The sequence below is a fragment of the Mucilaginibacter sp. P2_A5 genome, assembly GCF_056404995.1.
Window position 1 is genome coordinate 1 of record NZ_JBFUCY010000048.1, and the last position, 14,356, is coordinate 14,356.

Genomic DNA, 14,356 nt, shown 5'->3' on the forward strand with positions numbered 1-14,356 from the left:
GTTCAAATATGGATCTTCCGAATAATATTCRTAGGTACGGCCGCAAAGGGGCATCCGGCAGATATTGAATGCGGGTGCAAGCATTACAATCTTTTTACGGGCATTGGCTTCCTCGCCTATAACTACGCCGTATTTATTTGCCATCGCGGGGTTCCAGGTAGCCGCTATGGCCGAACCATTTGGTAAAAATGTGGCCGAATCGGTTGTCCAGTTAGCAGAAGCCCAGTCAAAGCGCTTTATTTCTTCACGTACGCCCAACGGGCCATCATCGCAGGTAAGCTCCGGGATACCTAAACGGCTTACGCCTGCCGAAGAAAATAGCGCGTTGCCGTGAAGCATGTCTATTTTTTCTTCCAGCGTCATTTTGCCGACGATGCCGTTGATCTTCGCTTTAAGCGCAACCTCGCTTTTATTTTGTGCCGAAACGCCGCCGGCCACTAAAAATGCCATAAAACAGGCAATGGTATATTTCATAAATTATTTGTGTGTAATGTTATTTATCGGCTGCTGTAATTTGAACAACAGTTGCTTTTAAACCTGGCGAAGTTGCTTTTAATATTATCCGGCCTGGCTGCCCGGTCGATTGTACAATAACCTGGGCGTTCCCGTTAAATAGTTTTCTTTTATAAGGCGCAGCCGGATAAAGCAGCTGTATTAAGCCGGGATCGGTATTAACGCTCGACCAGATATTCGCCTTGAGCAATGGCGTAGCCACAATAGCTATGGTATTGATGCCCGGGTGCAGTAATGAGGCATCCAGTTTAAATTCAGGGCTTTCGCCACTCTCCTTAATTTCTTTGGCTATCTGCTTACCGTTAATATAAATGCTTTGCACTTTGCCAATATTTTTACTGAAAAATGTAGCAGTTGCAGTTGCAGCATCAGCCGGAATGGAAAAGCCAGCCCTATAAACCAAAGCTTTTACTTTTTGCCCAAAATTATCATCCCGCACATCTTTAAATGCATTTTGCCAACCGCTATCATCATAATCTGCCGCTACTTCGGCCTTTACATTTAAATCGTCGACAAATTTTTCTTTTAAATTGCCAATACTTACCAGGTTAACCCGCTCTACATATTGATCAGGTTCAAGCGAAGTTTGATTTCCGTTGCCTACGCCTATAATTTTACCAGGTCCCTCAATTGAAAAACCAACCTCATTTTCGGCCGTTGGCGCGCCCAAAGCGTTTTTATCAGCAGCCTGTACGGCAATTATGGCAATATCCTTTCCATCGGCTTTTATTGCCGTCCTATCGGCCTGTAATTTAATTTGAGCAGGCGCTAAAGTAGTTTTAACAATATCGCTACCTGCTTTTGCCCCTTTTTTGTAGCCTATGGCTTCCAACGTTCCCGGTTGATATTTTACCTGCCATTCCAGGTGTCCGTTTGGTTCCATAATTTTTTTACCGAGACTTTTTTTATTCAGAAAAAGTTCAACTTCGTCACAATTACTATAAGCGCATACCCTTATTTCCTGGCCTTCTTTACCTTGCCAGTTCCAGTGTGGCAGCAGGTGTACTACGGTTTGATCCGTCCACCATGATTTTAAATAATAGTAATCGTCTTTAGGAAAGCCACAGGCATCAACCATCCCAAAATAGGATACTACCGAAGGCCATCCAAACGGTGTAGGCTCGCCGCGGTAATCAAAACCCGTCCATATGAACATACCCGCCAGGTAAGGCCGCGCCGCATAATGTTTCCAGCCTTGCTCCAGGCTATAAAAAAAGTCGTTTTGCTTTCTGTCATATGCAACAAGTTGCTGCTTGCCCATATTATCCTCATAAATTCCTCGTGAGGCCACGGTCGATCCTTCCTCGGTACCCCAGCTAAACTGGTTGGGGAACTTTTTATGTTGTTCGTCGGTATTTTTAGTTGCTACATAATTATAGCCCAGCACATCAATTACTGTTGATATTCCATTGCCAATGCCGCCGCTTATTGCAGCAGTGATATAACGGCTCGAATCAATAGATTTGGCAAAGGCCTGCATTGTAGCGGCTATACGCGCCCCGGTAATATTACCTTCAATACCCCACTCTTCATTCCCTATTGACCAGCTGATGATACTGGGATGGTTTCGATCTCGCAGGATCATCCTTTTCAGGTCATTTAGCTCTGTAGATGCTACGCCCATTAAGCGATTTTCATCTATAACCAGCATACCCAACTTATCGCAGGCATCCAGCAATTCGGGCGTTGGCGGATGATGTGAACAGCGATAGGCATTGCAACCCATACCTTTTAAAGTACGGATCCGAAACTCCTGTAAAGCATCGGGCATGGCAGTGCCTACACCGGCATGATCCTGATGATTATTGGTTCCCTTTATTTTAACGTGTTTGCCGTTCAGAAAAAAACCTTCGTTGGCATCAAACCTGATGGTGCGAATTCCAAATGTTGTTGTATAACTGTCGGTAACAGCGCCATTCTCTTCAACGGTGGTAACCAACCGGTGCAGGAAGGGGGTTTCTATCGACCATAGCTTAGGATTAGTTACAGGTAAAACGCTTTTAACATCCTGCGATGTAAAAGGCATCAAAGTAAGCCCCATCGCTTTGCCGGTAGCAAGTGTTTTACCATCGGCATCAACAATAGTTTGCGTTACGCTGAAGCTCCTTACTTTTTTATCGCTATTAATAATCGTGGCCGATGCATCAACATCGGCAATATTGTTTTTCACCTGGGTTGTAACACATGTTCCGTTGGAAGCAATATGCAGCTGGTTGGTTTTATTGAGCCAAACATGCCGGTAAATACCGGCGCCTTCATAAAACCAGCCTTCTTCCATGGTTGCATCAGTCCGTACTGCTATAACATTATTACCACCATAATTCAGATATTCAGAAATATCGTACTCAAAGCTATTATACCCACTGGGCTCGGTACCCAGGTAATGCCCGTTGACCCAAACTACGCTGTTACGAAAAACACCGTCGAAAGCTATGGATATATGCTTGCCCAGATCGGTAGCGGGTACAACAAAAGCTTTCCGATACCAGCCCACGCTGGCATCAGGAAAGTTACGGCCTATTGCCTTCGATCCGTGACTTACGCTACCCTTAGGACTAAAAGACTGTTCAACAGCCCAATCATGCGGGAGGTTAATTTTACGCCACCCCCTATCATCAAATCCCGGCGATGCAGCGCCGTCGCCATAGCCGGTTTTAGCGAAATAAGAAAAACCTCCTGTTCCATTATAATAGTCCTTTGCCGGATCATAAGGATGCCCTAATGCAAAGCGCCAGTCATTATCTATACACACGTGTTCGCGTTTTGATGCGGCCACCGAAGGCTGCGCATAGGTGGCTGTTTTTACCGTTGCCAGTAACAGGATACAAAAGATCCCTTTTATTATATATTTATTTTTCATTGTCAATTGACCTGCGCTGGCAAGTCCGATAATCCTAAAATGTTGTATAATCTTCTCCTCGATACTATTTATTTGCGGCCGTAATTTTCACCTGCCCCTGCTTTAAGACCAACTCAGGATTCCAGCTCGCGGCAAGGGCTGTTCCCGGAGGAAAGCGCGTTGCCGAATCAGTGGTCCAACCCGAATACCTCCAGTACTGCCTGTTAATTTCAGTACGAACACCATGCGGTCTACATTTTCTTGTTTTAATTTTTCAATTTGTTACCTGTTTAACTGCGCGTGCCTACCCATATCCACATAGCGCGTAGTTGAAACCTTATTTTGGAAGGTAACGCATCCCGTAATGTTCTAAACATTTTTGAGTGAGCTTCTTAATAAGAACCAAGCCCTCGTTACACATTTTTTTCGATTCAGGCGTTAACATAGGGTTACTGAAGATAGTAACGTGCTCCTTAAGCAACATACCAATCGTATCAAAATTCTCTATCAAAGCTTTAATTTCACTTTCATCTAATTCCGGTGCTTTTGAAATCATTTGATTTTCCATATCATCTTTTTTAACCAGGCATCATTTGCCACAGATATCGTCATGCATTCAAATAGATTACTGTTGATTTCCTTCACGCTGAAAACAGAATTGTTATAGTTAAAAAATGCCGGGGCCCCTCGGTAAAGGCCCCAGGCATCCACTTATATTCAACTAAAACTCTCTCTTATTTAATTTTCAAACTTTTGATCTTTTACCGTAAAACTTAGTGCATTTTTAAAGCCCCGCCCCTCTTTTCAGCGGTGCCGGGCCTGCAGGCTATTTATACCCTGCTTTAATGACATCCATCATACCCTGATCAAGCACCTACCTGGCTCCCAAAAGAAAGGTTTAACGGTTTCACCGAATCGGCGGTACCAGCCCGTTTTGATCGGACATCGACTTATAAATAGCAGCAATAAACCAGCAACCGGACTTAATAAAATCTCCATTCATCAAACAAAAAACCCTCTCCTTTAAATACAAAATAGATATTCCCTACTCCTTTAGCTATGTTCTGTGTTATTTGCTTTGAGAGCGTAGTCCAGTCCTTCACATCACATTTAAGGGAAACAAGAGCCGGGCCTTTAAGATTATTTACATAAACATCAATTCTACCTGTTCCTTTCACCCGGGCTTCGAATTTGGAAGGAACCTGTTTGCTAAAATCGGCCCCCCGCACCATGAGACATTGTTTATCTATTGTTCCTTTGGCAACCATATTACCCACAATACCAACAGTATCGAACTGGACGTGACCCGAAGTGCCCGCCGTGGTTTCTGCTTGCTGAACAACGAATGGATTTAACAGGCTAAGTTGTAAGGAGCCTTTAAAAGTTGCGCTGACCATGGGGAAAGTCACATCACTCCCTTCATCTACCTGTATTGGTTCGATACCCGCATTACGAAAACCACCCTTGGTGTTAAAATAATCCTGTAAATACATGGCATGGTAGGCAAGATAATATTTGTCTTTAAACTTGAACACGTGAGTGTGATTGTTTGTCATAGGTCCCACGTTAACGTCACCAGTATTCTTAAAGTAATTATCACGATACTTCCAACTATCCGGATTTAAGGGTGTTTTACTCGTCATATAAGATATGTTGCATAGGGTTGGTTTAGCAATATTGCTATAGGGCCATTCAATGCGCGCATCCCAATTTGTACAATAGCTATAAACCCAGGTCCCATTGATAAAGTTAAGGTCGCTGGCCTCATTAAAATAAGGAGCGGGTATCTTAGAAATACTGCTGGCCAAACTGATCATATCTGCTCCTAATTTGACAATCCTGGCATTATCCGGCATATATTTTGTTTTGGGCGTTCCGGCTCCAAAAACCAGCCAGCCTGTACCCTGGCCGTCAATTAGAACTCCAGGATCGAATGGAGCACCGACATCCACACCGGGGACAGAGCGGTCGACTATGTTCTTTCCTAATGGGTCTTTCCAGGGGCCAACGGGAGAGGTGGAAGTAAGCACGGCTGAGCCACCACCGCCATTGGAGTAATACAAATAAAAGTGCGTTTTGCCGTCTGCTTCCAGCCTGGATGTAATGGAAGGCGCCCAGGAATTCTGACTCCATGGTGCCAGCTTTGCTGTATTTATGAGGCCATGATAAGTCCAGTTAACCATATCATCGGAAGACATCATGACCAGTGTACGGATATGCTCGTATGAGTTTTTCCCATCCTTTCCTACATCCTCATACTGTTCATGATCATTCGTGGCATACACATAAATTCTTCCATTATATTCTACAGCTGTTGGGTCGGCGGTAAACATAAAATCTAATAAAGGGTTCGCATTATTGGTGAGAAGTTTCGGCGAAACATTTGCAAATTTTTTTTCCAGTTTTTCATTGACCACTTTCGGTTTATCCGCATTAGCCTGAGCTTCTACATCTTTTTTATATCCCAAAAAAGACATAACAAGGACCGTACTTAACAACACTTTTTTTCTAAACATGCTTTTTTTCTTTACCTAAAAAACGAATACTCGTTAAGGGTAATTTCAATCGATTAATTATTCTTTAAGCTAAGTAATAAAGAGGTTAACCTTTCCCGGAGACTGGCGAACGCTTAACCAATCTCAGGGAAGGGAAATAACCTTATGCTATAATTGACACTATACTTTTACTTATATCCTAATTTAATGGCATCATACAAACGCTGGTCCTTTATCACATTATTAGATCTGTCTAAAGTAAAACCTATCTCCCACCAGAATGGCATAAGGCCATTCGCTCTCATAGTTTTGGTTGCAAAAGTTGCCCAGTCATCCACAGACTTATTGTGCTTATCCATATCCTTAGGCATATTCCGGCTTTGGGTGACGGCGGGAGTCCTCCTCCATGATGCATATTCACCCAGCACCACAGGGATACCTTGATCAACAAACTTTTTCATCTTTCCGTATTCAGCGATGAGCGCATCCTCTTCTCCAAAGGTGGCGTTACGGTCCGGCTCAATAGTAGAATGATTCCCGGCCCCCCAGTAATAAACCATTTTGCCCCAACTTGCATCTCCATCGTTTAGTAAAGTAAATGTGGAAGGCGTGTAGCTATGTACCTCAAGCATCAAACGATTAGGTACCGGATCGTGAGGCATAGTAGTCATCAGGTCAGAAGTTTTATAACTGTCGGTAGTGGGTCCCTGCACAACCAGTACCCGGTAGGCGTTTCTGCCTCCGGTAGAGCGAACTGCCTTGATGAATGTTTCGTGATAACCATTAAGTATGGCCATCTGCCCGGCATCGTCAGCCGGAGGTTCATTTAATCCGGCAAAAATAAGGTGCTCATCAAAATCACGCATAGTTGTAGCAATCTGCTCCCAAATCGCCTTTTGCATCGCGTTAACGGAATCTTTCTTTAACGCATTGGCATTGGGACTATCGTGAGAATTCAGTATCACATATATATCATTGGCCACGCACCATCCAACCACTTGTTTCACCCGCGCAAGCCATGCAGGATCAATTTTCGCCTTGCTTCGGTCACTTAAATGGGTCCAAACCCAGTTACAGGGAAGCCGTACAGCAGTGAAACCTGATTGTTTTATAAATTTCACATACGATTCGGTCAATTTACTACTCTGCCAATCACCTTCGTTTGGCGACTCCATGGTATTGCCAAAATTTGTGCCCATTCCCGTGCGCATTTTTGCCGCCAGCTGCACAGCAGTACTGGTCATTCCGGTCATGTCTGGCGCTATGGGCGATGTATTATAACCTGGGTATAAATTGGGGACCTGGGTAACCGTCACCCTTCTTGCCTGGCCGTTGGAACAATTTATAAATAAAACACCAGAGCGGCTTGCCCCTGTTCCATTTTCCGATAATGTTGTTAAATGAATAACAGTGCTGCCGCTTTTGCCTGTTATTGTATTTATTTGCAGCCACGAATAAGCAGGATTGCTGATGCTCCAATCGGCATTAGCTGAAATGGATAGGTCCTGGGTCCCCCCGTCACCCGTAAAAGTTATGGTGGGTGCACTAACTGTTAGTTGCGGGTCCGGATTCTTTTTTTTACAGGAGAATAAAGATATAACTGTAATAACAGATATCAATATTGTAAAACAATACTTAATTTTCATTTTGTCTTAATTTTATTTAGTTAAAAAGCCCCACGGCGATATGCTGCCATGGGGCTTTTTATTATTTAATTTTTCACACACCTGATATTGTCAATAGCGGCATAAAAACCAGTTGCAGTTGACGAAGAATCGAAATTTTTAAGGGTCATATTATAACTATTGGCACCGGTAGGCCCTAATAATTGGCTTATTTGAGTAATTGAATCACCATCCCCTAATTCGTTAACTTTTGATCTGAACTCAGTTAAAGGAATAGTTACAGTTTGCCAACCTTTCGTTTTAAAAGCTTTGGTAACATTTGAACCAGGAACTTTCCATGGCTCATAACGCGCAACATAAGTGTCACCTGCAAATTCAGTTCTGATATAAAGCGTACCTCCATTCCATGGGTGGGCCACACTTATTTCAAATTGAAGGGCCCACTTTGCAGGAGGATCTGTAATATTTGCCACAGGTACCCAGTGATTACCCGTATTAGAATTACCCAATGGGGCGTACTTACTTGCACCGCCATCTAAAACAGGAGAATCAAAATATATATACATAGTATTATTTGTTCCCATCGAACCATTAAAATCGGCCAGAGGGCCGAAAGCCAATTTTTCATCTCCCCACCAGGCATAACCAAAATTATCACCCCACTCAAAATTTGCTAAAAGACCAGCAGTAACGCCATTTTGAGTATTTACTTTATAAGGAGTAGAAATCGTTCCATAACTGGTAACAATGGTAACTGGTGCACTGGAGTAGCTGTTCGAAGCTGGCGCCAGAAACTTAACATAAGCGCCATGTGGACTTTCTGTGAAATTTGTAATAGTAGCACCGCCAAAAGAAACGGACTGAACAGTCTTAAGGTAAGTACCATAAACATAAACCGAATCACCAGCGTTGGCATTAGCGTTGGAAATGCTGCTAATGATTGGCTTTGCATTTATGGTATCCCGGGCGGTACCAGATTTAGTAGTCACTATGATAAACTTGTCGGATGTTGTTGCCGGCATCAGAAAACCAAGAGCGGTGCCATTGGCATTCGAGTTAAATTTTGGAATTTTGGTTCCGCCATATGAAAACTGTTGAACCAATATTAAATTGGCACCGTACAGATAAACCGAATCGCCGGGGGCGGCAAACACATCGGATACAGCACTAATAGTTGGCGCCGGCGGACCTAATTTAAAGGCGAACGTTGCTGAACCTGCTCCTGTAACATATTTTACCGTATACAGTTTGGCAGTATCAATTTTTCCAAAATCTATATTAGGGATTTTCACCACAGCACTGCCAGGGGCAAATAAAGCGGTGTTAAAAGAGGCGGGAACCCCGTCAAAATAAATTTGGGTTGCATTTTGCAAATTCTGCCCGGTTATTACCACCCATTGGCCTTTTGCTACGGCGCTATTTAAAACCGTATCATTAGGTGAGGCTACATAACTTTTAATAGCCGCGATAACCGGAGGGGCACTGCTACCGCCATCTGCATTCTTTTTACAAGCCGGTGATAAAGCCACAATCATGAACAAAAGCGGCAAAAAACACAGGCGTAGGTATGATTTCTTTTTCATAACAAAATATTTTAAATGTTTTAATTAATAATATGGTACCGGTGGCTGTGCCAATTTAGGGTCGGTGGTCAACTCTGATGACGGAACCGGCAACGTAAATGAATTGACAGTTGCCGGAAGCGTAATTGGAGTGGCAGTAGTGTCCCTCGTAGCTTTTTTCGTTACAGGGTCATAAGTAAACGAAATCCGGCCGTGAGTGGCATCCTGGTTATTAAGAAAGTTCACAGCATTTGAAGGATCATAATAAGAATACCTCACCAGGTCTATCCAGTATTGTCCCTCAAAAGCAAGTTCAACCCTTCTCTCCTTACGCAGTAAAGCCGGGGTAATCGCAGTCACAATATCCACGCCGGCCCTCGTCCGCACTTTATTAAAATAAGTTATAGCGTCACCATCGCTCGTAGTACTATTATTACCCAAAATAGCTTCGGCATATACCAAATACACATCGGCCAATCTAAGAATTGCAACATGTTCGGGGGATGACCATCCGTCCATTGTTGGCGAATTGTTGTCTTTTTCGTTCCCAATAATATGTTTTTTCAGGCCCGTACCTGTTGCCTTAAAACCACCTTCGGCAGCATTCAATTCGGGATAAAGATCTCCGTTCAGCATAATAGTGGCTTTGCGCCTTACCGTATCCTTAGCCGAATACATGCGGTACAAATCGTAGGTTGGCTGTAAGGCTTGCCATCCACCTAGCTTTTGAGGAAGTATATCCGCGCTTGGTGAAAAATAAAGTTGTATAGCATTGCCACCTCCATAACCTACACCTCCGGCCCATTGAAGCGCGAACAGTGACTCAGGGTTATCGTTGTTTTGCGCCTTGAAAAGATCATAATAACTGGGCAGCAAATTTAAATTGCTGTTTTTACACACGTTGCCTGCATACTTTTTGGCACTGTCAAGCAAGGCCTGGTCGCGGCTGCCGCTTTTGCCTACACCTGCCATCGTCAAATATACTTTGCCCAGCATCCCCTGCGCCGACCAGGTAGTTACCCGGCCTTTTGCATCTGTTTTGGGAAGATATTGCGCTGCGAAGGTTAAGTCTTTAGCAATGAATTTATACACATCCGAAACAATATTACGAGGAAGCAGCGGATCTTTTATCAGCTTGCTGTTATCTTCAATAATTGGCACTGCACCCCAATACACCGCCAAATGATAATAAGCTACGGCACGAATAAACTTCGCCTCAGCTATGGCCGCATTTTTGTCTGCCACCGAAATGGACGGATCAGCCTGGGTCTGTATGGCATTGATAACGCCATTACATTGCGCTATAACATTGTACAACCCAACCCAGCCATTTGTCACCAGGCCATTTTGCGCGGTAATAGTGCGTGTAAAAAGCTGTACTAAATCGTTACTATACTGAAAGCTGCCGGTGCCGCTCAATACATCGCCAAGCGGTATCAAGGCGCCATTGTTCCATTGAAACCACTGCGAACCGCCGTAAAGGCTTGCCGTAGCCAGGCGTAAATCGGACGTGGTTTTGTAAAAATTAAGAGAACTTATCTGCGAGTTGGACGGACGGTCCAAAAAACTCTTTTTACATCCGGCCACTGCTGCAGCACATAGCAGGATGATGATAATTTTGTGAATTGATTTCATAAACATATATTTTTAATCGGTGATCGTTTTGTTATTTCAAGGTTATGTTTGCACCAATAGTAAATACCCTTGGCTGCGGGTAATAACCGCTGTCCCAACCTGCCTGAAGCGGGTTCCACGAACCAATTTCAGGATCCATGCCTTTATATTTTGTAATGATAAATGCATTGGATACGTTGACATATATGTTAACAGACCGCACAGCTATTTTTGATAAAATATTTTCTGGTAACCCGTAACCTAATTTGATATTTTTGCACCGCAGGAACGAGCCATCCTCAATCATCAAACTATTGGGACGATTATTGCTGTTGGTATTGTCATTTCTCACACCTACAATTGTTGTATTTGGGTTGGTAACATATACATTGTCAACATCGGACGAAGAGCCTGCAGGATTTACCATAGCCAGTTTTGCATAATTTAATACCGATTTAAAATAGGTAGTATGGTTTTGCGGATCGTTTTGCTGTATGGCCATTTGATTGAACACTTTGTTGCCATAGCTGCCGCTGAAGAAAATATTCAGACTAAAGTTTTTGTAGTTAAATGTATTGTTGATACCATACTGGAATTTCGGGATCGGGGAACCCAAAAAGGTTTGGTCCCTGGAATCGATAATACCGTCGCCATTCAAATCCTTGAACATACGGTCGCCGTACCAGATACCCCCGCCTGCCGGAGAAACCGGGTAAGGGTTGCCGTTTGCGTCGGCAGGCCGGGCATGGTTTTGAAAATCAGATGGCTTTGCAAATATCCCGTCAAATACATAGCCATAAAATTCGCCAACGGGTTGCCCCACCACTGTTTTTTCAATGATATCGTTAATTACATATGATTTCTGGCTCAGGTTAGCATCACTTCCCCCGGCACCTAAGTAGGTCACTTTATTGATATTTCGCGATAGGGTAAAAGAGGTTTTCCAGCTAAAACTTTTGGAAGTAAGATTGGTAGAATTGATTTGGAAATCAACCCCTTTGTTGGTTAGCGAGCCAACATTGGCAAAAGGCGCCTGCATAGATCCCGGGCCCCAACCCGATACCGTACCGGAGTACGCCGGAAGCGGCACCTGTAATAAAAGGTCCTTTGTTTCGCGGTCGTAAACGTCTAATGAAAAAGCCAAACGCCCATTCCAGAACGATGCGTCGATCCCGGCATTGTAATAATCGGTTTTTTCCCACTTCACGGACGGATTTGGCAAATTGTTTTGAAACTGCGCTGTACCTGATAAACCATTTGTAACCGATGTAAGCTGGGTTACATAAGTATTGCCTGGTATGCCCTGGTTGTTGGTTAACCCGTAACCAATCCTCAATTTCAATTCATCTATAGATTTTACGCCTTTTAAAAATGCCTCGTTATGAATTTTCCAGGCAAACCCACCCGAATAGGTAGTACCCCAACGATTGTTGGTGGGAAAATTTGAAGAACCATCGTTCCGTATATTGCCGGTGAGCAGGTACCTGTCATCCCAGAAAATGTCGACACGGCCGAAATAAGATTCCCGTGCTGAGCCGCCGGTGGGGTTTGATTGTGAATTATCACCAGAGTTTTTGGCCGTGCTGGCATCCCCCGCATTAATGGCCTGCACATTGTTTGAAGGAAAATTCCTTCGGTCACCGCTAAGATTTTCAAAAGTGCTTTCCTGCGATTCATGCCCTGCTAAAGCATCAACATGAAGTTTTTTGAAATTATGATTATAAGTTAAAAAATTGCGTATGACTATATAAAAATTTTGACCGGCGCTTGAAGAACCGTAGTTAGGGCTGGGAGTGCCTTTGCCAAAACTATAGGTTGGTGAAAACCTGTTTTCCGTATTAAAATCAAAATTACCGGATAGCTCATTTCGCAGCGACAGGTCTTTGGTAAATTGTATTTCGGCATACACGTTGCCAAATATCTGGTTCCTCTTTTTTAGATCTTTGACAATTTTAGCCAATGCCACCGGGTTGGCAACAGGTTGTACCCAACCGTTGGGATCAGTAACACCACCAAAAGAACCATCTCCGTTTAGTACTGGAACATCGGGAGTAATGCTTAGCGCGGTGCCGATTACATTACTGGCGGTTGAATTTACATTTTCACGAACATGCGTCAATTGCAGGCTGGTCCCTATTTTTAGCCAATCAGTAGTTTTGTTATCTAAATTCAGCCGTAGTGAGTATCTTTTGAAATTAGATCCAAGGGCTATCCCTTCCTGGTTAAAATACGAGGGTGATAGTACATATTGGGTCCTGGCATCCCCGCCGTTTATAGTAATTGCGTGGCTCATCATCGGGGCCTTCCGGAATAATTCCTTTTGCCAGTCGGTACCGGGGCCTAAATATTGAGGATTGGCAAATTCGGGCCTTGAATCAAAGCCCCAGGCAACGGCCCGGGCGTTAATAAAAGTTGCAAATTCTGGTAAATTTACTGTAGGGAGCCGCTTGATTATTTCCTGGTAACCGGTATAGAAATCATAACTTATCTGCGGCGGTCCGGCTTTGCCCCTTTTTGTAGTAACAACAACTACGCCATTGGTTGCCTGCGAACCGTATATAGCTGTTGCCGAAGCATCTTTCAATACGTTTACTGATTCAATGTCGGAGGGATTAATAGCATTTAACGGATTTGAACCGTTACCGGGGTCACCCACCGGTGGAATAACGATACCATCTATTACGTACATTGGCGAATTGGAGCCGGTTATTGACGACACACCACGTATTTGAATAGATACACCGCCACCAGGCTGGCCCGACACTTGTTGAACCACAACCCCTGCAACTTTACCCTGCAGGGCCTGGTCGAAAGTAGTTGGCTGCGTTTGCCGCAAATCGGTTCCCGATATTGAACTTATAGACCCGGTAACGTCTTTTCTTCGTGCCTTGGCATAACCAATAACAACAACCTCGTTCAGATTGCTGGATGTTGAATTAAGCCTGACGTTAATTGCACCGGCTTGTTTCACGGTAATTTCGCGTGGCGCATAACCTAAAAAGTTAAAAACGAGTACTTTGCCCGGCTCAGCGGCTATATTATAGCTACCATCAATGCTGGACACCGTGCCCAGGCCCGTCCCTTTAATCTTAATGCTTACGCCTGGTATCGGCTGGCCATCGTCGGCGCTTGTTATTTTACCCGTAATACTTACGGTTTGTGCATGGGCAGATATATAAAGAAATATGCCCGCGATAATTAATGAAATTTGGTATTTCACTCTCTTTTGTAAATTTTTATCCATCTTTTAAAAGGATTTTAAGGTTTGATAATTGGTACATTGGTGTTTGGTTAGTGCTTAATTGGTTTTTCTCTCATTCATAATTTATTTTGTTATCGCATTTTAGATAGCCCAAAAACAACCTTTGAAAACTACTTTACTGTTAGTTTCTTCACATGAAACAGCTGCCCGAACAATCAGTTAAAAAACTTCAGGTGCAGTCAGGCGCATGTTTACTAATTCAAAAAAGTTAACTGTTGGTCCTATTGGTTATTGGTGGAACATTGTTCAAAAGCAACGTCTTTAAATACATTACTTTGAACTTATATTCCGGGGGATGAAACTATGATTGTTAAAAAGAAAGGAATAGCCGGTTTGATAACGAATATAGACGAGATGTTAACCAAATCTTCAATTTGCTGAAAACAAATAAGTTATGTAATTTTTTTTACTTCTATTTCGAGTTTTTACTTGTTTTTTCGAAATAT

The 14,356-nt window shown here is 43.3% G+C and carries 8 protein-coding genes; all 8 read right to left on the reverse strand.

Going from position 1 to position 14,356, the window contains the following annotated elements; translation table 11 throughout:
- On the reverse strand, positions 1-474 hold a 474-nt coding region (locus tag AC1DXF_RS27715; protein ID WP_477451936.1), incomplete at its 3' end, for a glycoside hydrolase family 3 N-terminal domain-containing protein.
- Between the two features lie 19 nt (positions 475-493).
- Complete coding sequence (galA, locus tag AC1DXF_RS27720; RefSeq protein ID WP_477451937.1) at positions 494-3,373, reverse strand: beta-galactosidase GalA; 2,880 nt, start codon at positions 3,371-3,373, stop codon at positions 494-496.
- Positions 3,374-3,689: 316 nt separating this feature from the next.
- Complete coding sequence (locus AC1DXF_RS27725; RefSeq protein ID WP_477451938.1) at positions 3,690-3,920, reverse strand: hypothetical protein; 231 nt, start codon at positions 3,918-3,920, stop codon at positions 3,690-3,692.
- A 415-nt stretch (positions 3,921-4,335) separates the two neighbouring features.
- Positions 4,336-5,868 (reverse strand): glycoside hydrolase family 43 protein, encoded by a 1,533-nt coding sequence (locus AC1DXF_RS27730; protein ID WP_477451939.1) that lies wholly within the window; start codon positions 5,866-5,868, stop codon positions 4,336-4,338.
- 167 nt (positions 5,869-6,035) lie between these two features.
- Positions 6,036-7,493, reverse strand: coding sequence for a cellulase family glycosylhydrolase (locus AC1DXF_RS27735; RefSeq protein WP_477451940.1), 1,458 nt, complete (start codon positions 7,491-7,493; stop codon positions 6,036-6,038).
- 65 nt (positions 7,494-7,558) lie between these two features.
- The gene (locus tag AC1DXF_RS27740; RefSeq protein ID WP_477451941.1) at positions 7,559-9,055 is read right to left on the reverse strand and encodes a glycan-binding surface protein; all 1,497 of its coding nucleotides are present in this window, start codon (positions 9,053-9,055) and stop codon (positions 7,559-7,561) included.
- Between the two features lie 24 nt (positions 9,056-9,079).
- Complete coding sequence (locus tag AC1DXF_RS27745; RefSeq protein ID WP_477451942.1) at positions 9,080-10,669, reverse strand: RagB/SusD family nutrient uptake outer membrane protein; 1,590 nt, start codon at positions 10,667-10,669, stop codon at positions 9,080-9,082.
- A 31-nt stretch (positions 10,670-10,700) separates the two neighbouring features.
- Positions 10,701-13,892, reverse strand: coding sequence for a SusC/RagA family TonB-linked outer membrane protein (locus AC1DXF_RS27750; RefSeq protein ID WP_477451943.1), 3,192 nt, complete (start codon positions 13,890-13,892; stop codon positions 10,701-10,703).
- Positions 13,893-14,356 lie beyond the last annotated feature (464 nt).

Coding starts and splice junctions, on each gene's coding strand:
- AC1DXF_RS27750 (WP_477451943.1), bottom strand. CDS start 13,892: ATGGATAAAAATTTACAAAAGAGAGTGAAATACCAAATTTCATTAATT.
- AC1DXF_RS27725 (WP_477451938.1), bottom strand. CDS start 3,920: ATGGAAAATCAAATGATTTCAAAAGCACCGGAATTAGATGAAAGTGAA.
- AC1DXF_RS27745 (WP_477451942.1), bottom strand. CDS start 10,669: ATGAAATCAATTCACAAAATTATCATCATCCTGCTATGTGCTGCAGCA.
- AC1DXF_RS27735 (WP_477451940.1), bottom strand. CDS start 7,493: ATGAAAATTAAGTATTGTTTTACAATATTGATATCTGTTATTACAGTT.
- galA (WP_477451937.1), bottom strand. CDS start 3,373: ATGAAAAATAAATATATAATAAAAGGGATCTTTTGTATCCTGTTACTG.
- AC1DXF_RS27740 (WP_477451941.1), bottom strand. CDS start 9,055: ATGAAAAAGAAATCATACCTACGCCTGTGTTTTTTGCCGCTTTTGTTC.
- AC1DXF_RS27730 (WP_477451939.1), bottom strand. CDS start 5,868: ATGTTTAGAAAAAAAGTGTTGTTAAGTACGGTCCTTGTTATGTCTTTT.